Raw genomic sequence first — 22,838 nt, 5'->3', positions numbered from 1 at the left:
CAATCGATCACCGGCAGTTTTGGGAGCAGAACCGGAACGCAGCCGCTTACCTTGTAGGAGCTGGCTTGCCAGCGATGGTCGTCAACGATAACGCGTGATGTCAGGTTCATCGCGGCGCTCTGGCGTTAATCGCTGGCAAGCCAGCTCCTGCAGGGGATCGGGTACATCCGCGTGCAGTTGGCCGTCGGGATGGAACCCTTGGGTCTATCCTGATGCCAACCGAAATATCACTAAAAGGAGCAAGCATGCGCACCCAGCAATTGGCCGGCACCCAGGTACCCGTGATCGGCCAGGGCACCTGGCAAATGGGCGAAGACCCCGCCCGTCATAAAGAGGAAGTCGCCGCCCTGCGCCTGGGCATCGAACTGGGCATGACCCTGATCGACACCGCAGAAATGTACGCCGAAGGCGGCGCCGAGATCGTGGTGGGTGATGCCATCGCCGGCCAGCGCGACCGGGTCTTTCTCGTCAGCAAGGTCTACCCGCACAACGCCAGCCGCCAGGGCATTCCCCAGGCGTGCGAGCGCAGCCTGCGGCGGCTGAAAACCGAGACTATCGACCTGTACCTGTTGCATTGGCGGGGCCAGTATCCCCTGGAAGAAACGGTCGAGGCTTTCGAACGCCTGCGTGAAGCCGGCAAGATTGGCCGTTGGGGCGTGTCCAACCTTGATCTCGACGACATGCTGGAACTCCCGGCAAAGGAGGCCTGCGCCACCAATCAGGTACTCTACAACCTGGAAGAGCGCGGCATAGAATTCGATCTCTTGCCCTGGTGCAAGGCACACGGGATGCCGGTCATGGCCTATTGTCCGATCGGCCAGGCAGGGAACATGCTGGCCAATGCTACGCTCAAACAAGTAGCTGCTGGCCACGACGCCACGCCTGCCCAGGTCGCGCTGGCATGGCTGCTGCGCCAGGACGGCGTGATCGCCATCCCCAAGGCTGTCCGCCCGGAACATGTGCAACTCAATGCGCAAGCGGCACGGTTGAAGCTGGAGGCTGGGGATCTGGAGGCGCTGGACCAAGCGTTTCAGGCGCCCAAACGCAAGCAGCGGTTGGCCATGGTCTAAGCCATCGCGGTGACAGAGGGCTTCGATATGAGAAGCACCGATCAACCGGACGTCTTTAACCTGCAACGCTTTATCCAGGCGCAGAACCCGGTGTTCGACCGGGTTCAAGTCGAACTGGAGGCCGGCCACAAGCGCAGTCACTGGATGTGGTTCATTTTCCCGCAATTTGCCGGGCTGGGTGACAGCGACATGTCGCGCCGCTTCGCGATCCGCTCCCGGCAGGAAGCACAGGCCTATCTCGATCACCCGCTGCTGGGTGCCCGGCTAAGGACTTGTACCCAGCAAGTGCTGGACATCCCGCAGCGCTCGGTGGCAGCGATTTTCGGCCATCCCGATGACCTGAAGTTTCGCTCCTCGATGACCTTGTTTGCCCAGATAGCGGCCGCCGACAGCCTCTTTCATCAAGCCTTGAACCAGTATTTCCACGGCATCCTGGATGACTGGACGCTGTCGCTGATGGACTCAAAACAAGCCCAGCTGCCCCCCCACCAGGGTTGAGAAATCGTCGTCGACAAAGGGCAGGATCGCGTCCGCCACCGGTTGCAGCTGCCGGCTGATGTAGTGGTCGTAATCAATCGGCGCACTGCGGATTTCCAGCGGCTCGGGGCCGGCGACGGTGATCACGTAGCTGATCCAGCCGCCATTCTGGTACTGCCGCAGGCGGCCCTGGCGATCGTTGTAATCATCGGCGATGCGCGCCGCCCGTACATGAGGCGGGACGTTGCGCTGGTAGTCGTCAAGCGTGCGGCGCAGGCGCTTGCGGTAGATCAAACGCTCGTCGAACTCACCGGCCAGGGTCTTGCGCACGTACTCGCGCACATAGTCCTGATAGGGCTTGCGGTGGAAGATCAGCGAATACAGCTCCTGCTGGAATTGCCGGGCCAGCAGCGACCAGTCGGTGCGCACGGTTTCCAGGCCCTTGTAGACCATCTCGTCACTGCCATCGGCGCGCGTGACCAACCCCGCGTAACGCTTCTTGCTGCCCTCCTCCGCACCGCGAATGGTCGGCATGAGGAAGCGTTTGTAGTGGGTTTCGAACTGCAGCTCCAGCACGCTATCCAGGCCGTACTCGCGGCGTACATGCTCGCGCCACCACTGGTTGACGTGATCGACCAGCGCGCGGCCGATCTGCGCGGCTTCCTGCTGGCCGTGGGCGCGCCGCAGCCAGACGAAGGTCGAGTCGGTGTCGCCGTAGATCACCGTGTGGCCCTGGGCCTCGATCAGCTCTCGGGTGCGCAGCATGATCTCGTGGCCACGCAAGGTGATGGATGACGCCAGGCGCGTGTCGAAAAAGCGGCAGCCACTGGAGCCCAGCACGCCATAGAACGCGTTCATGATGATCTTCAGCGCCTGGGACAGCGGCGCGTTGTGCTCTCGCTTGGCGGTTTCCCGGCCTTCGGCGACCCGGGCGACGATGGCCGGCAGGCAATGCCGGGTGCGGGAGAACCGTGCGCCGCGAAAACCCGGTACCGAATCCTGGTTGTCGGGGTGCTTGAGCCCTTCGATCAGGCCTACCGGGTCGATGAGGAAGGTGCGGATGATCGACGGGTAGAGGCTTTTGTAGTCGAACACCAGTACCGACTCGTACAGCCCCGGCTGCGAGTCCATGACAAAACCGCCGGGGCTGGCTTGCGCCGGCTTGCTGCCAAGGTTGGGCGCCACGAAGCCCTGACGGTGCATCAGCGGCATGTACAGGTGGGTGAACGCCGCCACCGAGCCGCCCATGCGATCGGCCGGCAACCCGGTGACACTGGCCCGCTCCAGGAGGAACTTGAGCAGCTCGGTCTTGGCGAAGATCCGCGTGACCAGCTCGCAGTCCTTGAGGTTGTACTTGGCCAGCGCCGGCTTGTCCTCGGCGAACATGCGGTTGATTTCATCCATGCGCTGGTACGGGTTATCGATCGCCTTGCCTTCGCCCAGCAGGGTTTGCGCGACGTTTTCCAGGCTGAAAGAGGGGAAACTCCAGGTCGCCGAGCGCAAGGACTCGATGCCGTCGATGATCAGGCGGCCGGCAGCGGAGGCAAAATAGTGGTTGCCGCTGCCGTGTTCGCGCCATTGCATTTCCTCGCCGCCACGCCCCAGTTTCAGCGGCACGCCCAGGCGCCGGGCGTGTTCATGCAGTACCCGCAGGTCGAACTGCACGACGTTCCAGCCGATGATGGCGTCGGGGTCGTGGCGGGCGAACCAGTCGTTGAGCTTTTTCAGCAACAGGGTTCGCGACTCGCAGTATTCAAGCTGGAAATCCACCGCGCTGTGGTCGCCATTGGGCGGGCCGAGCATGTAGACCTGACGCTCGCCGCAGCCTTCCAGGGCGATGGAATACAACTCGGCCTGGGCGGTGGTCTCGATGTCCAGGGACACCAGTTTCAGGCTGGGTCGGTAGTCCGGATCGGGTTTCATCTGTGCATCGAGCAGCAGGCCATCGGCATCCGGTGTACCGCCAAAACGTACCGGTGCGGTAATGAACCGTTCCATCATGTAGCGCTCCGGCGGGCGCACATCGGCCTCGTACACTTCGACGCCTGCCCGGCGCAGCGCGGTTTCCAGGCGCATCAGTTGCCCGTGCTGCTGGCAATACAGGCCGAGCACCGGGCGATGTTCGAAATCCAGCAGGGCCAGGGGCTTGAGCTCGACGTTCTTTTCGTCGCGCAACAGCGCCTCGGCCTGCTCGCGCTGCTCAGCCGGGATGAACGCCACCGACGGCTGATGAGGCAGGCGGATGCGCCGGGGGCCGCTGTCGGTCGCCAGCCAGAACTCGACTTCGGTGCCCGCCGGTGTGTCGCGCCAATGCCGGGTCAGGACGAAGCCCTGGGGTAAATCCACCACTGCAAACCTCAACGTTGATTCAGAGGGTGATTCTACGCGTTAGCCTGGAAAAGATCGCAGCCTTCGGCAGCTCCACAGAAGAACGCATTTCCCCTGTAGGAGCTGCCGAAGGCTGCGATCTTTTTGGTTTAACAGAAAAAAACCGCCGGATGACGTTTTTTGCATGCTATCTGCCGCATTCGCCCTTGCCCTCAACGCCTGGGTCTACGATCCTTCAAGGACAACGACAACACCCGGGAAACCGCCATGAAAACCGTCGCGCAACTGCTCAAGATGAAAGATCAGAAGAACCAGGAAGTGCACCAGATCAAACCGGATCACATGGTGCTCGAAGCGCTGATGAAGATGGCTGAAAAAAACGTCGGTGCCTTGCTGGTGGTGGAGAATGACGAGGTGCTGGGCATCATCAGTGAACGCGACTACGCGCGCAAACTGGTGCTGCATGGCCGCTCCTCCGTGGGTACGCCGGTACGCGACATCATGGTATCGCCCGTCATTACCGTGGACACCCATCAAACCGTCGACACCTGCCTGGGCATCATGTCCGACAGACGCCTGCGCCACCTGCCGGTGGTGGAAAACGGCAAGTTGATCGGCCTGCTGTCGATCGGCGACCTCGTCAAGGAAGCCATCGCCGAACAGGCCGAGCTGATTCGCCAGCTGGAGCAATACATCCGCGGCGAATGACGATTCCTCTGTACCTGTAGGAGCGAGCTTGCTCGCGATGGTGGATCAGTTGCACAGGTGTCGACTGACACCATCGCGAGCAAGCTCGCTCCCACAGGGGAGGAGTTGATGAGTTTACGAAGGCCAATGCCGGGCAAACACCGGCGCCAATGTCGGGTGCCGGTCAATCCGTTCCAGCCAGGCGGAAAAACCCGGCCGGGTCCGGCGCAAATGCTCGCGGCTGCCCGCCCACCGCGTGACCACCGCCGCCAGCACATCCAGCGCTCCCGGTGTCTCGTCACCCAAATACAACTCCGCGGAAAACTGGTCGGCAAACACTTCCCAACTCCAGTGCAGACGCTGCCGGGCACCGGCCATGAGGTTTTGCCGCGACGCTTCATCCGCCCCGGCCAGCCAGCGTTCCGGGTAATCGATGATGCCGATGGCCGCATAACAATTGCTGACGATGAACGCCAGGCCACGAATGGCCTGGTCACGGTCGGCAGGGTCGGCCGGCAACAGGTTCGACTGGGGAAACGTCAGCCCGAGATGAATCAGGATCGCCGCGCTCTCGGTGAGGATGCCGCCGTCGGGCAGCTGCAGCGTCGGGATCTGCTTGAGCGGATTAAGCTTCTCCAGTGCCTGGGCGGCCTCCGGGGAGGTCTCGACATCGATGAAGCGATAGGCGATCTCGCACAGCTCCAGTGCGGCCTCGATCGCTGCCGCGCCAGAGTTCTGATGTCCGTAGAGTTGATACATGCACGCCTCCTGATTGGCCGAGATCAGCACCCCGCTATGCAGTGTAGAAGGCGCCATCGACCACGCCTCGACCGTCCGACGACTGTAACATCACGGCCATCAAGGGAATTGCAGCGCCGCGTTCAACGCGCCATGCAGCGCTGGTAACGCTCGTCGACCCGTTTGGCGAACCAGGCGGTGGTGAGCTTGCGGGTGATTTTCGGGCTTTGCAGCACGATGCCCGGCAATACCGCACGCGGCAGGGCACGACCTTCGGGCTGTTCGGCCAGGGCGAAGACCCGCTGATAGAGTTCGCTGTCCTCGAACGCTAGGGTGTTGCCCTCCTCCAATTGATCCCTGATCGTCGGGTTGCGCATGCCCAGCTGCTTGCCCAGGGTGCGCACCGCCAGTTCGGTGCTGCCGGGCATGATCGAATCGTAGCGAACCAGGTCGCCGTCCAGCGCCAGTGGAATGCCCGAGGCCCGGCTTACGGCGTTCTGGAAGGCGGCGTTGCGACTGGCATACCAACCGGCGTTGAAATCGGCGAAGCGGTACAAGGGTTGCTTGTAGCTCACCGGATAACCGAGCAAATGCGCGATGCCGAAGTACATGCCGCCGCGCCGGGTAAAGACTTCGCGTCGTATCGAGCCCTCCACCGGATACGGATAGCCTTTGGCCTGCTGTTCGGCAAAGTCGATGCTGACCTGCATCGGCCCGCCGGTGTGCACCGGGTTGAAGCCGGCGAACAGGGTCTTGCCCATGGGCACCATGCCGATGAAGTCATCGAAAATCGCGCTCAGTTCCCGTTCGCTGCGCGCCGCATTCAGCCGGTCGCTGTAGGTCTTGCCGTTGGGTGAACTGACCCGCAGCGCACCGCTGACCAACAGTTCGGGGATATGCGCCTTGGATGCCCGGCGATCGATTTCCTCCCGGGCGATCTTGCCCAGCCCCGGCACGCGGGGATCAACCTGAAAGGTCGATTCCTGCTCGGTGACCGCCAGCACGGCACAAATGTTTTGCGTGGTCGGTGCAATATCCTGCGCGGCAAACGCGGCATAGATGTCAGTGGCCCACCCCTGGCGATCGACAGTCTTGGCCGGCAGCAGGCGCACGATCTGCGCCTTGACCTCGGCGGGCTTGCGCGCCAGCGGTTCCTGGGTGCGCTGGCTGCTGCAACCGGCCAGCACCAGCAACGCGGTGATGCTCATGATCAATCGATGGGCTTGCATGTTGCTCCAGGGCGTTCGTTTAACCGGTTAACCATACGACCAATGGCATGGTCCAGGCTATGACCGTGGCGTGAGCCCGGCTGTTCCTCTGGTGCCCATGAAACGTTACCTACACACCGTCATACAAATTGATTGCAGGATATGACTGAGAACTCCTATCATTCGCGCCAGGAGTCGCATTTGCGCAAGGAGTTCCGCGCCGTCATAACTTTTTATCAGCGGCGGCGCCGCCCAGGAACCCATTCCATCATGACTCCAGCCCGAACCGGCATACCTTACCGTCCTACGCTACTGGCCTTGTTTTGCTCATTGTCGGTCACGGCCCACGCCGCGACACCCGCGCCAACCAACTCTTCAGCGCTGGTGCTGGACGACGTTAACGTCAATGCCCAGGCGCCCTCTTCGTCCGACCTGCCCCCGGTATACGCTGGCGGCCAGGTCGCGCGCGGTGGGCAACTGGGGGTGCTGGGCAACCAGGACATCATGGACGTGCCCTTCAGCGTCACCGCCTACACCGAAGAACTGATCCGCGACCAGCAAGCCGAAACCGTGGGCGATGTGCTGCTCAACGATTCGTCGGTGCGCCAAGCCTCCGGGTTTTCCAACCAGGCCCAGACCTTCATGATCCGCGGGCTGCCACTGAACGGCGACGACATCTCCTTCAACGGCCTGTACGGCATTTTGCCGCGGCAAATCATTTCCACCGACGCCCTGGAGCGCGTCGAAGTGTTCAAGGGCCCGAACGCCTTCATCAATGGCGTGACTCCGTCCGGCTCGGGCATCGGCGGCGGCGTCAACCTGCAACCCAAGCGCGCCGCTGACGTGCCGTTGCGGCGCTTCACCACCGACATCAGCGATGAAGGGCGTATCGGCGAACACCTGGACGTCGGCCAGCGCTTTGGCGAGGACAACCGCTTCGGCGCACGGATCAACCTGTCCCAGCGTGAAGGCGATACCGCCATCGACGATGAAAACCAGCGCTCCAAGCTATTCGCCATCGGCCTCGACTACCGCGGCGATGCCCTGCGCCTGTCCGGCGACTTCATCTATTCCAAGGAGCGCATCAACGGCGGCCGCAGCTCGGTCAACCTCGGCAATACCACTCACATCCCCGATGCGCCATCGGCCGACACCAATTATGCGCAGAAGTGGGGCTTCAGCCAGATCGAAGATACCTTCGGCATGCTGCGCGCCGAGTACGACCTCAATGAAAGCTGGACCGCCTACGCCGCCGCTGGCGCCACGCACACCCGCGAAGTCGGCAAGTACGACGGCACGACCCTGGTCGGCAACGATGGCAGTTCCGTGACCACCGGCTCGTTCATTCCCCATGACGAGGACAACAGCAGCGCCATGGCCGGCCTCAACGGCGTATTCGCCACCGGCCCCGTCAGCCACCAACTCAATTTCGGCCTGGCCGGGATCTGGACCCAGCAGCGCAATGCCTTTGATTTCGACCTGACCCGCTACCCCAACAACATCTACCACCCGGTCGACGTGCCGGCGCCCCAGGGCGATTTCTCCGGCGGCGACCTGCACGATCCGGGCATCACCGGCAAAACCTTCGTGCGCAGCGGCGCGGTGTCCGACACACTGGGCTTCTTCGACGATCGCCTGCTGGTGACCGTCGGTGTGCGTCGCCAGCAACTGGTGGTCCAGGGTTATGCCTATGGCACGGGAACCCGCACCTCCAACTACGACGAATCGATCACCACCCCGGTGTACGGCATCGTGTTCAAGCCGTGGGAACACGTGTCGTTCTACGCCAACCGTATCGAAGGCCTGGCCGAAGGCCCGACAGCCCCCAACACTGCCGGCTCGCGGGTGGTGGTCAACGGCGGTGAAGTCTTTGCCCCGGCCCGCTCCAAACAGCTCGAAGCCGGTGTGAAGGTCGACATGGGCACCTACGGCGCCACCTTCGGCGTCTATCGCATCGAACAACCGGCCGATGGCTACACCGAAGTCATCGACGCCGGCACCGCGCGTTTCGTGCACAAGGGCGAGCAGATCAACAAAGGCGTGGAACTCAACGTCTTCGGCGAACCCCTCGACGGCCTGCGCCTGCTCAGCGGGGTGACCGTGATGGACACCGAACTGAAGAAAACCCAGGGTGGCCTCAACGACGGTAACCGGGCCATTGGCGTGCCGACCTTCCAGTTCAACGCCAGCGTCGATTGGGACGTCCCCGGCCTGCAAGGCGTCGCGTTGAACGGTCGGATGCTGCGTACCGGCGGTCAATACGCCGACGCGGCGAACAACCTCAGCCTGCCGACCTGGAACCGCTTCGATGCCGGTGCCCGCTACGCCTTCAAGGTGCAGGAAAAGGACGTGACCTTGCGCTTTGGCGTGGAAAACGTGGCCAACAAGAAGTACTGGGAATCGGCCCAGGGCGGCTTCCTGACCCAAGGCGAACCACGGGTGGCCAAGCTGTCGGGGACTATCGACTTCTGATTATGTGGGAGCGAGCTTGCTCGCGATGGTCGTGAACGATAACGCGCGCTTACCGGGCAGCGCGGCGCACCTGAGATCATCGCGAGCAAGCTCGCTCCCACAGGTATTTCCCACAGGTATTTTTCCATTCAGCGGTCAGCCTGGCCGCTGCGCAAGGCTGGACCATACTTGCTGCACACGCCCAGGAGGACTGGCTCATGCAGCGTAGCGATGTGTTGATCATCGGCGCCGGCCCGACCGGGCTGGTCCTGGCGCTATGGCTGAGCAAACTGGGGGTGCGCGTGCGGATCGTCGACAAGACCTCTGCACCGGGCACCACCTCGCGGGCGCTGGCGGTGCAGGCGCGCACGCTGGAGCTGTATCGCCAGCTGGACCTGGCCGACGCCATCGTGCACAAGGGTCATCGGGTAGCCGCCGCGAATTTCTGGGTCAAAGGCCAGCCCGTGGCGCACCTGCCGTTGAGCCGCGTCGGCGAGGGCCTGACGCCCTACTCCTTCCTCGAAATCTTCCCCCAGGACGAACACGAACGGCTATTGATCGAGCGCCTGCAATCCTTCGGCATCACGGTGGAACGCAACACCGAACTCGAAGGTTTCGAGCAAACCGATGACGGCATCAGCGCCACGCTGCGCCTGCCCGACGGCCAGCAGGAAACCTGCCAGGCCTGCTACCTGGCCGGTTGCGACGGCGCCCGTTCGATCGTGCGCAAGACCCTGGACACCGGTTTTCCCGGCGGTACCTACCAGCAGGTGTTCTACGTCGCCGACGTCCAGGCCAGCGGCCCGGCCTTCAATGGCGAATTGCATGTGGACCTGGATGAAGCGGATTTCCTTGCAGTATTCCCGCTGGCCGGCAGCGGTCGAGCGCGCTTGATCGGCACCGTGCGCGACGAACGCGCCGAACAGGCGCACACCCTGCAATTCAAAGACGTGAGCAGTCGCGCCATCGAACATATGCAGGTCAAGGTCGAACAACTGAACTGGTTCTCGACCTACCGCGTGCATCATCGGGTGGCCGATCACTTTCGCAGCGCCCGCGCCTTCCTGTTGGGCGATGCTGCCCATGTGCACAGCCCTGCGGGGGGCCAGGGCATGAACACCGGGATTGGCGATGCCATCAACCTGGCCTGGAAGCTCGCGGCGGTCCTGAGCGGCGGTGCCGAGGCAAAACTGCTCGATACCTACGAAACCGAGCGCATCGCCTTCGCCCGCAAACTGGTGGCCACCACCGACCGGGTGTTCACCTTCGTCACCGCCGAAGGTTCTATCGCCGATCTGCTGCGCACACGGCTGGCACCCTTCCTGATTCCGAAAATGGCCTCGTTTGAAAGCAGCCGCGAGTTCCTGTTTCGCACGGTGTCGCAGATCACCCTCAACTATCGCGGCATGCCCTTGAGCACGGGGGTCGCCGGGCACGTGCATGGCGGTGATCGCCTGCCGTGGGCCCATGACGGTGAAGGGGACAATTTTGGGCCGCTCAAATGCCCGACCTGGCAGGTGCACGTGTATGGCGACACCAGCGACGAGATGATCGCCTGGTGCCACGAGCACCATCTGCCGCTGCATGTATTCTACTGGCGCCCGGCATTCGAAGCGGCGGGCCTTGGGCGTAACGGCTTTTACCTGTTACGCCCGGACACCTATGTGGCGATCGCCGAAACCTGCTCGGACCCCAAGGTCATCGAACGGTATTTCCGCGATCACGGCATCCGCCCGTATTTTGGCGCGCCCTGACCGGTTTTTTTCAGATTCCGGCCAGTGCCAGGTCCATCGCAAAGTAGGTGAAAATCAGGTCGGCCCCTGCGCGCTTGATCGCGCCGAGGCTTTCGCGCACCACACGATCCTCGTCGATGGCCCCGGCCTGTGCGGCGAACTTGATCATCGCGTACTCGCCGCTCACCTGATACGCCGACAAGGGCAGGCGCGAGGCTTCGCGAATGTCGCGGATGATGTCCAGGTACGCACCGGCCGGCTTGACCATCAGCGCGTCGGCGCCTTCCTGCTCGTCCAGCAGCGACTCACGTACCGCCTCACGGCGATTCATCGGGTTCATCTGGTAGCTTTTGCGGTCGCCCTTGAGCGCGCTGCCCCCGGCTTCGCGGAACGGACCATAAAGCGCCGAGGCGAATTTGGTCGAATAGGCCATGATCGGCGTCTGGGTGAACCCGGCGGCATCCAGTGCCCGGCGGATGGCCTGGACCTGCCCGTCCATGGCCGCGGACGGGGCAATCACGTCAGCGCCGGCACGGGCGGCGGCCACCGCCTGTTTGCCGAGGTTGAGCAGGGTCTGGTCATTATCGACCTCGTGATTGTGCATCACGCCACAATGCCCGTGGTCGGTGTACTCACAGAAACAGGTGTCGGACATGACGATCATTTCCGGCACCGCATCCTTGGCGATGCGCGACATGCGTGACACCAGGCCGTTGTCGTGCCAGGTGTCGCTGCCGTCGCTGTCCAGGTGGTGGGACACACCAAAGGTCATCACCGACTTGATCCCGGCCCGGGCATAACGCTCGATCTCGCCAGCCAGCTTCGACTCGGGAATGCGCATCACCCCGGGCATGCTCTTGATCGGCACGAAGTCGTCGATTTCTTCTTCAACGAAAATCGGCAGCACCAGATCGTTCAGGCTGAATTCGGTTTCCTGGAACAGACTGCGCAGGCTCGCATTGCGGCGCAGACGGCGGGGACGTGCTTCGGGGAACTGACTGGACATGGGTATTCCTGAAAACTGTAGGAGCGAGCTCGCTCGCGATGGTCGTCAATGATAACGCGCACAGTCTGAAGGATCGCGTTGCCCTGGCGTTTTTCGCGAGCAAGCTCGCTCCTACAGGGGGTAAGGGTTTAATTTGCGATTGGTTTCGGAATTTCCAGCCCGCGCTTCACCGCCGGCCGCGCGAGGAATTTCTCCAGCACCCGGGTGACGTTGGGGAAGTTCTGGATACCCACCAGATCGCCCGCTTCATAGAAGCCGATCAGGTTGCGCACCCACGGGAAGGTCGCGATGTCGGCGATGGTGTAACGCTCGCCCATGATCCAGTCGCGCCCTTCAAGTCGCTTGTCGAGGACGCTGAGCAGGCGTCGGCTTTCTTCCACATAGCGGTCGCGTGGACGCTTGTCTTCGAAGTCCTTGCCGGCGAATTTATTGAAGAAACCGAGCTGGCCGAACATCGGGCCAATGCCACCCATCTGAAACATCAGCCACTGGATGGTCTCGTAACGTGCTGCCGATTCCTGGGCCAGCAACTGCCCGCTCTTGTCGGCGAGGTAGATCAGGATCGCCCCGGACTCGAACAGCGGCAACGGCTGGTCGTCCGGGCCATGTGGATCGAGAATGGCCGGGATCTTGTTGTTCGGGTTCAGCGACAGGAACTCGGGGGGACATCTGGTCGTTGCTCTCGAAGCCCACGCGATGGGGCTCATAGGGCAGGCCGATCTCTTCAAGCATGATCGATACCTTGACGCCATTGGGGGTCGGCAAGGAGTACAGCTGAATCCACTCCGGGTACTGGGCCGGCCATTTTCGGGTGATGGGGAACGCAGACAAATCGGTCATGTGGGCATCCACGGGAAAATTGAGAATGCCGATCATAATGGAGATAACCCGGGCTGCGGCGTCTGGCGCCATGAATATCAATGATGGTGGAGATCAAGCGAGATCACGGCGCGCTGGCGTGCCGGCTAGTGTAGGGTGTCCATAATTTCGCAACATCCTGTCGATAACCTTTGCTCCAACCCGTGCAAGGTTACCGGTAAAGTGCTGCGCTCTCGGCCGGAATCGAACCAAACGGGCCTCAGAGGACTCTGAGATGCGTCCCTTTGAAACGGACCGGCTTCACGACATGGAAAACACCCGACGCAGGAAAGTCGCGGTGCAAAGGTTTGTCAGCCTTAACTCAATGCGCTGAAGAACCGTTTACTCCATGATCAATCCGTTGAAATTCACCCAACACTTCAAACGTCGCGCTTATTTGATCCTGCCCGCCTTGCTGGTGACCAGCGCGTTGTTTTTGGCGCTGGAGGCCCGTGAAAGTCGCGCCCAGCCGGCGGATGGCACCCAGACCCTGGTGTTCCTGCGCCATGCGGAAAAGCCTGAGGGCGGCCTGGGCCAGCTCAATTGCCAGGGTTTGAACCGCGCCATCGACCTGGCCACGCTGCTGCCGGAAAAATTCGGCAAGGCCGACTACGTGTTTGCCGCCAACCCGACGCGCAACGTCGAGGAAGGCGAACTGGACAACTCCTACAGCTACATCCGCCCCTTGATGACCATCAGCCCCAGCGCGATCAAGCTCGGTTTGCCGGTGAACATCAACTTCTCGGCCAACGACACCAGCGACCTGGCCGATGAACTGCTGCACGACAAGTACCACAACTCGGTCATCTACACCGCCTGGTCCCACGGCTATCTGCCGGAACTGATCAACAAGGTCGCCGGTGAAGCCGTTGGCCAGAAACAGAAAATCACCGAGGACTGGGAGTCCAATGACTACGACTCGCTGTATGTGCTGACCCTGACCTGGCACAACGGCAAGGCCAGTCTGCAGAGCCACAGCTACAAGCAGGGGTTGGACAACGGGCAGCAGACTTGCCCGACCTGAGTTGTGCAGTGCCTGGCATGACGCCATCGCGAGCAAGCTCGCTCCCACAGTGGATCGTCGTCGTACACAAAATTTGTGTTCACTGAAGATCTACCGTGGGAGCGAGCTTGCTCGCGATAGGGCCGGCAAAACCACCCTCACCCGCGCCGACCACCCCGCTCGCGCAGATACGCCAACACCGCCTCCCGCTCCCCCGCAAACTCGATCCGCGCCCCTTTCTTCTCCCGCTGAAAGACGTACATCGGGTCGTAATACTCCACCAGCAACCCTTCGATCCACGCCCGGTGCAAATCCACCGCACCACTGCGCCCCTGTTCGGCCAGCGCGTCTTCCATCAGGATCAGCATCCGCTGGTGCCGTTCACCGCCCAGGCGTTTGCGCACATTGTTCAGGCTCGCCAGCAAACGCTCGGAAAACAGCGTAAAACCTTCCTCGCCATGGGCACCGATGAACTCGGCACACAAATCCACCACGTAATCGCGCAGGATCCGCTCGACTCGCCCGTGCAGGCTGTCTTCGAGCCATACCATCGGAAACTGCTGCATGCCCTGGTACAACGGCAGTGGCAGCGCGCAACTGCCGACCGCGCGGCTCTCGTCTTCGAGCACGAACTGTTCGATGCCGCGGGCGCGTTTTTTCAACACGTCCACCGCCAGGCAGTTTTCAAAGTCGATGTTGGACGGCTGGCCAGTGACGCGTTTGCCGAAACTGGAACCGCGATGGTTGGCATGCCCCTCGAGGTCCAGGCCGTTGTCCAGTTGCGTGAGCACGTCGGTTTTACCGGTGCCGGTCATGCCGCCCAGTAACACGAAATCGCACTGGGAGACGGCCTGGTCCATGGTTTCCAGGAGGAAGGTACGCAGGGCCTTGTAGCCGCCGCCCACCCGCGGATAGTCGATGCCCGCCTCGTCCTTGAGCCATTGCTGGACGATCTGCGAGCGCAATCCACCACGGAAGCAATACAACAGGCCATCAGGATGGGCCCGGGCAAAATCCGCCCAAGCCTGGATGCGCTCGGCCTTGATGGCGCCGGACACTAATTGATGGCCCAGCTCGATCGCCGCCTGCTGGCCTTGTTGCTTGTAGCAGGTGCCAATCCGTTGCCGTTCCAGATCGTTCATCAGCGGCAGGTTGACCACGCCGGGGAACGCGCCCTTGAGAAACTCGACCGGTGCACGGGCATCCATCATCGGTCGATCGCTGAGAAAAATGTCGCGGTAATCGGTGCAGTCGACAGGCATCAGGACACCTCGACCGCGTGGCTCTGTCGCTCCACCAGTTCGCCGATCGGCGCCAGGTCCAGCCCCAGTTCGGCAGCGACCGCTAGAAACTCGGCGTTGCCTTCAGGCGTCACGGCGATCAGCAGGCCACCGCTGGTTTGCGGGTCGCACAGCACTCGCTTGTGCAGTTCCTGGAGGCGCCCGACCTTGCTGGCGTAGCTGTCGTAATTGCGCAGTGTGCCGCCCGGCACGCAGCCCTGGTCGAGGTAATACTCGACGCCCGGCAAGCGCGGTACCCGGTCATACCCGATGCGCGCGGTGAGGCCGCTGCCGTCGGCCATTTCGACCAGGTGCCCGAGCAGGCCGAAACCGGTGACATCGGTCATCGCCGTCACGCCCTCGAGCTTGCCGAAACGGCTGCCGGGTTTGTTCAGGGTGCACATCCAGTCCCGGGCCAGGCCGATATCGGCGTTGCGTAATTTGCCTTTCTTCTCAGCCGTGGTCAGCACGCCGATGCCCAGGGGTTTGGTCAGGTACAACAGGCAGCCGGCCGTGGCCGTGTCGTTGCGCTTCATGTGGCGCTTTTCCACGAGCCCCGTAACGGCCAGGCCGAAGATCGGCTCCGGTGCGTCGATCGAATGCCCGCCGGCCAGGGGAATCCCGGCCTCATCGCACACCGCGCGCCCGCCGCGAATCACTTCCCGGGCAATCTCCGGCGCCAAGACGTTGACCGGCCAGCCGAGGATCGCGATCGCCATCAACGGATCGCCGCCCATGGCGTAGATGTCGCTGATGGCATTGGTGGCGGCAATACGGCCGAAATCGAAAGGATCGTCGACGATCGGCATGAAGAAGTCGGTGGTCGATACCACGCCGCGCTCTGCATCGATGGCATACACCGCCGCATCGTCGCGCGAGGCATTGCCGACCCAGAGTTTCGGATCAAGATTCTGCGCACCGCTGCCGGCCAGAATCACTTCCAGCACCTGGGGAGAAATCTTGCAGCCGCAACCAGCGCCATGGCTGTATTGGGTCAGGCGAATCGGTTCGCTCATAGGGCACCTCATGGGGTCAATGGGGCCGATTCTAGCAGAGCGGCCGCTGCCTCTGTGGCAGTGAGCCGGCTCGCGAAGCGGTCATGAACTCACCGTCCGCCAATCCGAATGAATTTTCTTATCGCCCAACGATCCCTCTATGTACACAGGGAGGAAGAAAGGCTCTATGAACAACGCAAAACTGTTCGTCATTGAATACACTCTTCATGGCGTCCCCAAGTCGTTCATCATCCGTCTGGACAAAATGGACAACGCGGAGGCATGGCATTGGGCAAGCTGCGACGCGGGGGTCGGACGTATCCCTCGCTTCGGCCGCGAAAAAGTGCAGAAGACCAGCAAACCGATGGCGGAAAAATTCGGCGTGGAAAACGTCAAGTGGCGCCCGGCCGGTTAGCCCGGCAGCGCTTAGGATTGGGGGATCAGTAAATGACACTCGTCAGCAGCCCTGCACATCTGGACTACGGTCTGGATACGTTGTTCGGCCGCATCACCAAGAGCACCGAATGCCGGGTCGGCCTGGAACAGGTCGAAGATGATCCAATGCGCTTCGCGATCCGCGTTCCAGCGCCATTGCCGGAAGACCTGGAGCAGGCCAAGACGGTGGTGGTGAGGGTCGATGGACGACGCCTCGCCGGCACCGTGCGCCACAGCGAACGGCTTGACGACGACAGCCTGAAACTGGAAGTGGAGCCCGACTAGGCCCCACGTCCCGTGCTGCAAGTGTCAGTGGGCGCACTTGCAGCCTTTATGGGCGCACTCTTCGCCGTGCTCGTGGTGCTTGGCACAGGCTTCACAGCAGTAATGCTTGCCGTGGCGCACGATCGGATGTTCACCGAGCTTGCAGTTGCATTTCGGACAGTCACAGTCACTTTTTTCATCGGTCATGGCGCTGACTCCTTGGGCAGTGGTCGTCGGCGGGCCGCATCAGCAACCCGTTGTACCAGTGTAGGAGTTGATCAAGCGGACACCTGACCGTTCAACCCGCAACCCGACTGCTGCTGCGGTACATGAACACCAGGGCCAGCCCCAACAGCACCATCGCCAACACCCGGCTCCCCGATAACTCGATCGCCGGGTTGCCCAGCCAGCCAAAATTATCGATCAGCATCCCCATCCCCAGTTGCCCGACGATCACCGCCACCGTCGCCACCGCCGTACCCACCCGCGGCACCGCACCGACCATGACCATCATGTAGACCACGCCAAACAGCGCCCCGCTGAGCTGCCACTTCGGCACGTCCAGCAGGCTCACGGCGTGGGCCGGTTCAAAAAACACGATAAGCAACCCGGTCAGCACCGCGCCCACCACGAAGGTCAGCAAGCTGCTGCGCAACACCCCGACCGTTTCCCCCAGACGCCCGTTGATCGCCGCCTGCACACTCAGGATCGCCCCGGCCGCCACGACCACTGCCAACAAAATAATCAGACTCATCATCAACCCCGTGCAATCAGGACAAGTGCCGCGACAATCAGCAGCAAGGCCAGCCAGCGTTCAGCGTTGACCTTCTTGCGAGTGGTGCCGAACCAGCCGAAATGGTCGATCAGCACACTTTTGCCGACCTGCCCGGACAGGATGGCGATCATGGTCATCGCGATACCGATGTGCGGTGTTGCCAGTGTCAGTACAACGACATAGATCGGCCCGAGAAATCCGCCGATCAATTGCCAGCGCGGTAACTCGCTCAGCGCCGGGCCCTGTCGCGGGCCGCTGAGCAGCAACAGGAAAAACAGAATCGCCGAGCCGACGCCAAAAATGCTCAAGGTCGCCCACAGGTGACCGACCTGAACGCCCAACGGCCCGAGCAAACCGGCCTCCACGGACAGGCCCATGCCCGCCAGGATCACCAGGGGCAGCAGCAATAGCCGCAACCCTGGCCGGGTGCTCGGTGCCGTTGAAGCACCCACGTTGTCGAGAGAGGAAGACTGCATCGATAAAACTCCGTTCATGGAAACATGGCGCGCATTATCGATTGGCAGTGCTGTGCGATAAATGGGAGCATCCGGATAACACTTTTGCGCAATTCGCACAGCAGGACTGACCATGCACGGCCTCAACGAACTGGGATTCAAGGCACTTCGGCTGTTTGTCGCGGTGCTCGATCAGGGCAGCTTTTCCGAAGTCGCCCGCCGCGAGGGCCTGGCGCCCTCTTCGATTTCCCGCCAGATCCAATTGATGGAACAGGCCCTGGGCCAGCAATTGCTTTATCGCCACACACGCGCCGTCACGCCCACCGAGGCCGGGCGATTGCTGGGTGAACACGCGCGACTGGTGCTGGTGCAACTGGAGGAAGCCGAACAGGCGCTGCAGGAACAGCAAAGCGAGCCCAGCGGACTGGTACGGATCAACGCGCCGGTGGTGTTCGGCCAGCGGCATTTGACGCCGTGGCTGGGGCAGTTGTGTGCGCGCTATCCCAAACTGCAACTGGACATTCAGCAGACCGACAGCTATGTCTCGGCGTTACAGGAAGGCGCCGATCTGCTGTTTCGCATTGGCCCAATGCATGACTCCAGCATGCAGGGGCGGATCCTCGCGCCCCATCGCTTTCAGGTCGCGGCGAGCCCGGCGTACCTGCAACGCCACGGCACGCCACAACATCCAGACGATCTCGCTGTTCATCAATGCCTGGCCTACAAAGGCGTGTCAGGCCTGCAGCGCTGGTTTTTCCGCAAAGGCCAATTGCCCTGGACACCCTATACGGTGAAAGGGCCGATCACCGGCAACCACGCCGACACCCTGACCCAGGCCGCCGAGCAGGGCCTGGGGCTGGTGATGTTTCCGTCGTGGTTGATCGGCGAGGCCGTGCGCAACGGCACGCTGGTGCCGGTGCTGGGGGACTATCAGGTGTCCAACAGTCTCGAGCCGCAGCAGATCGCCGTGCTCTGGCCCGGCAGCCGACGCCTGTCGGTGAAGGTCAGGACGGTGATCGACTTTTTTGTCGAATGCTTTGGCGAAGTGCCGTATTGGGACCTGTAGGAGCCGGCTTGCTGGCGATGCGATGGCGGCCGTTATGCCGCCATCGCTGCCGTATGTGAAATCAGAGCACCATCGCCGCAATCCAGCCAAACACCAGCAACGGCAGGTTGTAGTGCAGGAAAGTCGGGACCACGGTGTCCCAGATGTGGTGATGCTGGCCGTCGATGTTCAAGCCTGAAGTCGGCCCAAGAGTCGAATCCGAAGCCGGCGAACCGGCGTCGCCCAATGCACCCGCGGTGCCGACGATACAGACGATGGCGATCGGGCTGAAGCCCAGCTGCACGCACAAGGGGACGAAAATCACCGCCAGGATCGGCACCGTGGAAAACGACGAACCGATGCCCATGGTCACCAACAGCCCGACCAGCAACATCAGCAAGGCGCCGACGGCCTTGCTGTGGCCGATCCACGAGGCCGAGGTTTCGACCAGCGTCTGTACTTCTCCGGTGGCCTTGATCACTTCGCCAAAGCCGGACGCGGCGATCATGATGAAGCCGATCATCGCCATCATCTTCATGCCTTCGGTGAACAGCTCATCGGTGTCACGCCACTTGACGATGCCCGACGCCGAAAAAATCAGGAAACCCACCAACGCGCCGATGATCATCGAATCCAGCAGCAGCTGGATGATGAACGCCGCGGCAATGGCCACGCCGGCAACCATCAGGCTCAGCGGGTTGTACTGCACCGCAACCTGCTCGACCTGTTCGATCTTTGCCAGGTCGTAGACGCGCTTCTTGCGGTAACTGACAAACGCGATCAGCAGGCCTACCACCATGCCCAGCGCCGGGATACCCATGGCGTGAGTCACGTTGATGCCGCTGATATCGACGCCGCTGCGGGCGACGTTGGCCAGGAGGATTTCATTCAGGAAAATGTTGCCGAAGCCCACCGGCAGGAACATGTACGGGGTGATCAGGCCGAAGGTCATGACGCAGGCGATCAACCGGCGATCGAGCTGCAGCTTGGTCAGCACATACAAAAGCGGCGGCACCAGCAGCGGAATGAACGCGATATGGATCGGCAGGATGTTCTGGGACGCGATGGCCACGACCCACAACAGGCCGATCAGCAGCCATTTGACCTGGCCACCGCCATTGGCATGTTGGCGATCGACCATTGCCAGGGCCTTGTCAGCCAGGGCATGGGCCAGGCCGGACTTGGCAATCGCCACCGCAAACGCGCCGAGCAACGCATAGGACAACGCCACCGTCGCCCCACCGCCCAAGCCGCTGTTGAACGCCTTGAGGGTCGCGTCGATGCCAAGGCCACCGGTCAGCCCCCCCACCAGCGCCCCTACGATCAGCGCGATGACCACATGCACGCGGGACAGGCTGAGTATCAGCATGATGCCGACCGCGGCAATTACTGCATTCATTGTCGTTACCTCTGGGCAAGCGAAAAGAGTCCGGCCGGCAGTCTGCGAGAGCCGCCAGCGGATAAAGGAACAGGTTTTATTAGAGGGCGCGCACTTTGAAGGAAGCCGCTGCAAGCTGCAAGCCTCAAGCGACAAGTTTTGGCTCAAGAAAGCTGCCTTCAGGCCGTTACAGAGCAAAGTCGCAGATATTTATCGAATAAGGACGCCTCCATGTCGCTCAGACAACTTTCCATTCAATGGAAAATCACCCTGTTGGCCGGCCTGTGCCTGGCGGGCATCGTGACCCTGCTGGTGGGTCTTTCGCTGTATCGCATGGAGCACAGTTCCGCGCTGGTGAAAGCCTCGAGCATGGAGATGCTGACCGAAGCGGCCCAGGCGCGGATCGAGTCCCAGGGTGAAAACCAGGCGCTGATGATCCGCCAGCAGTTCATGGACGCCTATCAATATGGCCATGGTTTCTCGCGCCAGGTGCTGTTCCTGCGCGACCAGGCGGAAAAACGCTTCCTCGATGCCTTCGACCTGCGCGAAGACCTGACCCGCCAGGTCAAGTCGGCACTGCAAGCCAACCCCGACCTGCTCGGCCTGTCCCTGGTGTTCGAACCCAACGCCCTGGACGGCAAGGACGAACTGTTCAGCGGCCAGGCGGAGCTGGGGAGCAACGACAAGGGCCGTTTCGCCCTCTATTGGTCGCAGCCGACACCGGGCAAGGTGACCTCCATGGCGCTGCCTGAAAGCGACATGGCCGACACCCGCACCGGCCCCAGCGGCGAACCGGCCAACGCCTGGTTCACCTGCCCGCGCGCGCGCCTCACGCCTTGCGTGATCGAGCCGTACTTCTATGTGATCGACGGCCAGAACGTGCTGATGACCAGCATCGTGTTCCCGTTGATGGTCAACGGCAAGGTCATCGCTTCGCTGTCGGTGGACATCAACCTCAACAGCCTGCAGGCGATCAGCCAGAGCGCGAGCGAGAAGCTCTACGACGGCCAGACCAGCGTCAGCATCGTCAGCCCGGCCGGCCTGCTCGCCGGTTACAGTGCCGATGCCAGCAAACTCAGCCAGCGCCTGGAAGCCGTGGACACCCGCACCGGCGCCGAGCTGATGCGCATGCTCGCCGCCAGCAGCACGACCTCCAGCCTGCACAATAATCAGCAATTGAAAGTGCTGGCGCCATTCCAGCCGATTCCCGGCGGCAAAGCCTGGGGCGTGCTGCTCGACGTGCCGGAAAAAGTCCTGGTCGGCCCGGCCGAGACCCTGAAAAAGCAACTGGATGACAGCAACACCGCCGGCACCCTGACCGAACTCGGCCTGGGCATCCTCGCCGCACTGATCGGCTTGCTGCTGGTGTGGCTGATGGCCCGCAGCGTGACCCGGCCGATCCTCGGCGTGGCGCACATGCTCCAGGACATCGCCAGCGGTGAAGGTGACCTGACCCGCCGCCTGGCCTATGACAAACAGGATGAACTGGGCCAACTGGCGGGCTGGTTCAACCGTTTCCTCGACAAGCTGCAACCGATCATCGCCGAGGTCAAACGCTCGGTGCAGGACGCCCGCGGCACCGCGGACCAGTCCTCTGCCATTGCCACCCAGACCAGCGCCGGCATGGAGCAGCAATACCGTCAGGTGGACCAGGTCGCGACCGCCTCCCACGAAATGAGTGCCACCGCCCAGGACGTCGCCCGCAGCGCCGCCCAAGCGGCACAGGCGGCGCGCGATGCCGATCAGGCCACTCGCCAGGGCCTGACCGTGATCGACCGCACCACCGCGAGCATCGACAACCTCGCCGCCGACATGAGCGCGGCGATGGTCCAGGTCGAAGGCCTGGCGGCCAACAGCGAGAAAATCGGTTCGGTGCTGGAAGTGATCCGCGCCATTGCCGAACAGACCAACCTGCTGGCCCTCAATGCCGCCATCGAAGCCGCCCGGGCCGGTGAAGCCGGGCGCGGTTTTGCCGTGGTGGCCGATGAAGTGCGCAACCTGGCGCGCCGCACCCAGGAGTCGGTCGAAGAAACCCGCGTGGTGATCGAACAACTGCAAAGCGGCACTCAGGACGTGGTCGGTTCGATGGGCAACAGCCACCGCCAGGCCCAGGACAGCGTCGAACAGGTTGGTCAGGCCGTGACGGCGCTGCAGCAGATCGGCGACGCGGTCACCGTGATCAGCGACATGAACCTGCAGATCGCCAGCGCCGCCGAAGAGCAAAGTGCCGTGGCCGAGGAAATCAACCACAATGTGGCGACCATCCGCGACGTCACCGAGTCGCTGTCGGGGCAAGCCAACGAGTCGGCGCGGGTGAGCCAGTCGCTCAATCGCCTGGCCAATCAACAGCAGAGCCTGATGGATCAGTTCCGCGTTTAACCCATACACACATCCAATGTGGGAGCGGGCTTGCTCGCGAATGCGGTGTGTCAGTCAACATGAGTATCGACTGACACACCGCATTCGCGAGCAAGCCCGCTCCCACAGGTCTATCTATCGTACATAAGATGCACACCCGGTCAGTTGCCCGGAACCTGCGCGGCGTTTCGGCATCCTATCTACCGATACCGCGCCCCGCCATTCAAACAGCCGTTTTGCGGTTGTTGCCCCTGGGGCCATCGATACACATACATGCCCTTGAGTGGCTCTCAG

At 62.1% G+C, this 22,838-nt stretch carries 20 protein-coding genes and 2 pseudogenes; 11 read left to right on the top strand and 11 right to left on the bottom strand.

What is annotated here, in order from left to right:
* Positions 1-245 precede the first annotated feature (245 nt).
* Together DKB71_RS09905 and DKB71_RS09900 are read left to right on the top strand one after the other, a co-directional pair.
* Complete coding sequence (locus tag DKB71_RS09905) at positions 246-1,070, top strand: aldo/keto reductase (protein WP_408600211.1); 825 nt, start codon at positions 246-248, stop codon at positions 1,068-1,070.
* Positions 1,071-1,097: 27 nt separating this feature from the next.
* On the top strand, positions 1,098-1,568 hold the full coding sequence (locus tag DKB71_RS09900) for a DUF1810 domain-containing protein (protein WP_408600210.1): 471 nt from the start codon (positions 1,098-1,100) through the stop codon (positions 1,566-1,568).
* On the opposite strand, the gene DKB71_RS09895 is transcribed toward DKB71_RS09900, so the two are convergent.
* Positions 1,533-3,893 carry a DNA polymerase II gene (locus DKB71_RS09895; protein WP_408600209.1) on the bottom strand — a complete coding sequence of 787 codons (2,361 nt, stop codon included), beginning with the start codon at positions 3,891-3,893 and terminating at the stop codon, positions 1,533-1,535. The two genes, DKB71_RS09900 and DKB71_RS09895, sit on opposite strands and share 36 nt — an antisense overlap.
* Before the next feature lie 249 nt (positions 3,894-4,142).
* On the opposite strand from DKB71_RS09895, the gene DKB71_RS09890 reads away from it, so the two are divergent.
* Positions 4,143-4,583, top strand: coding sequence for a CBS domain-containing protein (locus DKB71_RS09890; RefSeq protein WP_180204955.1), 441 nt, complete (start codon positions 4,143-4,145; stop codon positions 4,581-4,583).
* A gap of 114 nt (positions 4,584-4,697) precedes the next feature.
* On the opposite strand, the gene DKB71_RS09885 is transcribed toward DKB71_RS09890, so the two are convergent.
* The gene (locus tag DKB71_RS09885) at positions 4,698-5,321 is read right to left on the bottom strand and encodes a glutathione S-transferase N-terminal domain-containing protein (RefSeq protein WP_274077036.1); all 624 of its coding nucleotides are present in this window, start codon (positions 5,319-5,321) and stop codon (positions 4,698-4,700) included.
* Positions 5,322-5,443: 122 nt separating this feature from the next.
* The gene (locus DKB71_RS09880; protein WP_408600208.1) at positions 5,444-6,529 is read right to left on the bottom strand and encodes a DUF1615 domain-containing protein; all 1,086 of its coding nucleotides are present in this window, start codon (positions 6,527-6,529) and stop codon (positions 5,444-5,446) included.
* A gap of 249 nt (positions 6,530-6,778) precedes the next feature.
* Between DKB71_RS09880 and DKB71_RS09875 the strand changes: the two genes are divergently transcribed.
* Together DKB71_RS09875 and DKB71_RS09870 are read left to right on the top strand one after the other, a co-directional pair.
* Entirely contained in the window at positions 6,779-8,980 is a 2,202-nt protein-coding gene (locus DKB71_RS09875) for a TonB-dependent receptor (RefSeq protein WP_408600207.1), read from the top strand.
* A 197-nt stretch (positions 8,981-9,177) separates the two neighbouring features.
* Positions 9,178-10,713 carry an FAD-dependent oxidoreductase gene (locus DKB71_RS09870; RefSeq protein ID WP_408600206.1) on the top strand — a complete coding sequence of 512 codons (1,536 nt, stop codon included), beginning with the start codon at positions 9,178-9,180 and terminating at the stop codon, positions 10,711-10,713.
* Between the two features lie 10 nt (positions 10,714-10,723).
* Here DKB71_RS09870 and hemB read toward each other — a convergent pair whose 3' ends face one another.
* Together hemB and DKB71_RS09860 are read right to left on the bottom strand one after the other, a co-directional pair.
* Positions 10,724-11,698 carry a porphobilinogen synthase gene (hemB, locus tag DKB71_RS09865; RefSeq protein WP_274077040.1) on the bottom strand — a complete coding sequence of 325 codons (975 nt, stop codon included), beginning with the start codon at positions 11,696-11,698 and terminating at the stop codon, positions 10,724-10,726.
* A 128-nt stretch (positions 11,699-11,826) separates the two neighbouring features.
* Positions 11,827-12,538, bottom strand: a pseudogene (locus tag DKB71_RS09860) (glutathione binding-like protein).
* Between the two features lie 367 nt (positions 12,539-12,905).
* On the opposite strand from DKB71_RS09860, the gene DKB71_RS09855 reads away from it, so the two are divergent.
* Complete coding sequence (locus tag DKB71_RS09855; RefSeq protein WP_274077042.1) at positions 12,906-13,580, top strand: histidine phosphatase family protein; 675 nt, start codon at positions 12,906-12,908, stop codon at positions 13,578-13,580.
* A 137-nt stretch (positions 13,581-13,717) separates the two neighbouring features.
* Here DKB71_RS09855 and mnmH read toward each other — a convergent pair whose 3' ends face one another.
* Together mnmH and selD are read right to left on the bottom strand one after the other, a co-directional pair.
* Positions 13,718-14,821 (bottom strand): tRNA 2-selenouridine(34) synthase MnmH, encoded by a 1,104-nt coding sequence (mnmH, locus tag DKB71_RS09850; protein WP_408600205.1) that lies wholly within the window; start codon positions 14,819-14,821, stop codon positions 13,718-13,720.
* Positions 14,821-15,855: a selenide, water dikinase SelD gene (gene selD, locus DKB71_RS09845; RefSeq protein ID WP_323627546.1), complete on the bottom strand. Its 1,035-nt coding sequence runs from the start codon at positions 15,853-15,855 to the stop codon at positions 14,821-14,823. The genes mnmH and selD overlap by 1 nt, the downstream gene beginning before the upstream one ends.
* A 166-nt stretch (positions 15,856-16,021) precedes the next feature.
* Here selD and DKB71_RS09840 point away from each other — a divergent pair, with 166 nt between their 5' ends.
* Positions 16,022-16,249: a DUF6555 family protein gene (locus DKB71_RS09840; protein ID WP_020799440.1), complete on the top strand. Its 228-nt coding sequence runs from the start codon at positions 16,022-16,024 to the stop codon at positions 16,247-16,249.
* A gap of 32 nt (positions 16,250-16,281) precedes the next feature.
* Entirely contained in the window at positions 16,282-16,554 is a 273-nt protein-coding gene (locus DKB71_RS09835) for a hypothetical protein (protein WP_274077045.1), read from the top strand.
* 24 nt (positions 16,555-16,578) lie between these two features.
* Here DKB71_RS09835 and DKB71_RS09830 read toward each other — a convergent pair whose 3' ends face one another.
* The 3 genes from DKB71_RS09830 to DKB71_RS09820 form a co-directional block, all read right to left on the bottom strand.
* Positions 16,579-16,740 (bottom strand): metallothionein, encoded by a 162-nt coding sequence (locus DKB71_RS09830; RefSeq protein ID WP_408600204.1) that lies wholly within the window; start codon positions 16,738-16,740, stop codon positions 16,579-16,581.
* Positions 16,741-16,831: 91 nt separating this feature from the next.
* Positions 16,832-17,290 (bottom strand): DMT family transporter, encoded by a 459-nt coding sequence (locus tag DKB71_RS09825; protein WP_323627545.1) that lies wholly within the window; start codon positions 17,288-17,290, stop codon positions 16,832-16,834.
* Positions 17,290-17,784 (bottom strand): DMT family transporter, encoded by a 495-nt coding sequence (locus DKB71_RS09820; RefSeq protein WP_408600203.1) that lies wholly within the window; start codon positions 17,782-17,784, stop codon positions 17,290-17,292. Before DKB71_RS09820 ends, DKB71_RS09825 begins: the two co-directional genes overlap by 1 nt.
* 112 nt (positions 17,785-17,896) lie before the next feature.
* Here DKB71_RS09820 and DKB71_RS09815 point away from each other — a divergent pair, with 112 nt between their 5' ends.
* The gene (locus DKB71_RS09815; RefSeq protein ID WP_408600202.1) at positions 17,897-18,829 is read left to right on the top strand and encodes a LysR family transcriptional regulator; all 933 of its coding nucleotides are present in this window, start codon (positions 17,897-17,899) and stop codon (positions 18,827-18,829) included.
* Between the two features lie 61 nt (positions 18,830-18,890).
* Here the strand turns inward: DKB71_RS09815 and DKB71_RS09810 are convergent, their stop codons facing one another.
* Entirely contained in the window at positions 18,891-20,207 is a 1,317-nt protein-coding gene (locus DKB71_RS09810) for a Na+/H+ antiporter NhaC family protein (RefSeq protein WP_323627543.1), read from the bottom strand.
* Positions 20,208-20,417: 210 nt separating this feature from the next.
* On the opposite strand from DKB71_RS09810, the pseudogene DKB71_RS09805 reads away from it, so the two are divergent.
* Both DKB71_RS09805 and DKB71_RS09800 read left to right on the top strand, forming a co-directional pair.
* Positions 20,418-21,707: pseudogene (locus DKB71_RS09805) on the top strand (HAMP domain-containing protein); the annotation flags it as partial.
* Between the two features lie 102 nt (positions 21,708-21,809).
* Positions 21,810-22,565: a methyl-accepting chemotaxis protein gene (locus DKB71_RS09800; protein ID WP_408601072.1), complete on the top strand. Its 756-nt coding sequence runs from the start codon at positions 21,810-21,812 to the stop codon at positions 22,563-22,565.
* Positions 22,566-22,838: the final 273 nt, after the last annotated feature.

It is taken from the genome of Pseudomonas sp. PLMAX, assembly GCF_046042685.1.
Taxonomy (GTDB): Bacteria; Pseudomonadota; Gammaproteobacteria; order Pseudomonadales; family Pseudomonadaceae; genus Aquipseudomonas; species Aquipseudomonas putida_AE.
This window is presented reverse-complemented; position numbering and strand designations above follow the sequence as displayed.

Bases quoted from the DNA above. Each gene is read 5' to 3' on its own strand.
- hemB (WP_274077040.1), bottom strand. From the start codon at position 11,698: ATGTCCAGTCAGTTCCCCGAAGCACGTCCCCGCCGTCTGCGCCGCAAT.
- DKB71_RS09830 (WP_408600204.1), bottom strand. From the start codon at position 16,740: ATGACCGATGAAAAAAGTGACTGTGACTGTCCGAAATGCAACTGCAAG.
- DKB71_RS09820 (WP_408600203.1), bottom strand. From the start codon at position 17,784: ATGCAGTCTTCCTCTCTCGACAACGTGGGTGCTTCAACGGCACCGAGC.
- DKB71_RS09855 (WP_274077042.1), top strand. From the start codon at position 12,906: ATGATCAATCCGTTGAAATTCACCCAACACTTCAAACGTCGCGCTTAT.
- DKB71_RS09840 (WP_020799440.1), top strand. From the start codon at position 16,022: ATGAACAACGCAAAACTGTTCGTCATTGAATACACTCTTCATGGCGTC.
- DKB71_RS09890 (WP_180204955.1), top strand. From the start codon at position 4,143: ATGAAAACCGTCGCGCAACTGCTCAAGATGAAAGATCAGAAGAACCAG.
- DKB71_RS09800 (WP_408601072.1), top strand. From the start codon at position 21,810: ATGGAGCAGCAATACCGTCAGGTGGACCAGGTCGCGACCGCCTCCCAC.
- mnmH (WP_408600205.1), bottom strand. From the start codon at position 14,821: ATGCCTGTCGACTGCACCGATTACCGCGACATTTTTCTCAGCGATCGA.
- DKB71_RS09880 (WP_408600208.1), bottom strand. From the start codon at position 6,529: ATGCAAGCCCATCGATTGATCATGAGCATCACCGCGTTGCTGGTGCTG.
- DKB71_RS09815 (WP_408600202.1), top strand. From the start codon at position 17,897: ATGCACGGCCTCAACGAACTGGGATTCAAGGCACTTCGGCTGTTTGTC.
- DKB71_RS09870 (WP_408600206.1), top strand. From the start codon at position 9,178: ATGCAGCGTAGCGATGTGTTGATCATCGGCGCCGGCCCGACCGGGCTG.
- DKB71_RS09835 (WP_274077045.1), top strand. From the start codon at position 16,282: ATGACACTCGTCAGCAGCCCTGCACATCTGGACTACGGTCTGGATACG.
- selD (WP_323627546.1), bottom strand. From the start codon at position 15,855: ATGAGCGAACCGATTCGCCTGACCCAATACAGCCATGGCGCTGGTTGC.
- DKB71_RS09885 (WP_274077036.1), bottom strand. From the start codon at position 5,321: ATGTATCAACTCTACGGACATCAGAACTCTGGCGCGGCAGCGATCGAG.
- DKB71_RS09905 (WP_408600211.1), top strand. From the start codon at position 246: ATGCGCACCCAGCAATTGGCCGGCACCCAGGTACCCGTGATCGGCCAG.
- DKB71_RS09875 (WP_408600207.1), top strand. From the start codon at position 6,779: ATGACTCCAGCCCGAACCGGCATACCTTACCGTCCTACGCTACTGGCC.
- DKB71_RS09825 (WP_323627545.1), bottom strand. From the start codon at position 17,290: ATGATGAGTCTGATTATTTTGTTGGCAGTGGTCGTGGCGGCCGGGGCG.
- DKB71_RS09900 (WP_408600210.1), top strand. From the start codon at position 1,098: ATGAGAAGCACCGATCAACCGGACGTCTTTAACCTGCAACGCTTTATC.
- DKB71_RS09810 (WP_323627543.1), bottom strand. From the start codon at position 20,207: ATGAATGCAGTAATTGCCGCGGTCGGCATCATGCTGATACTCAGCCTG.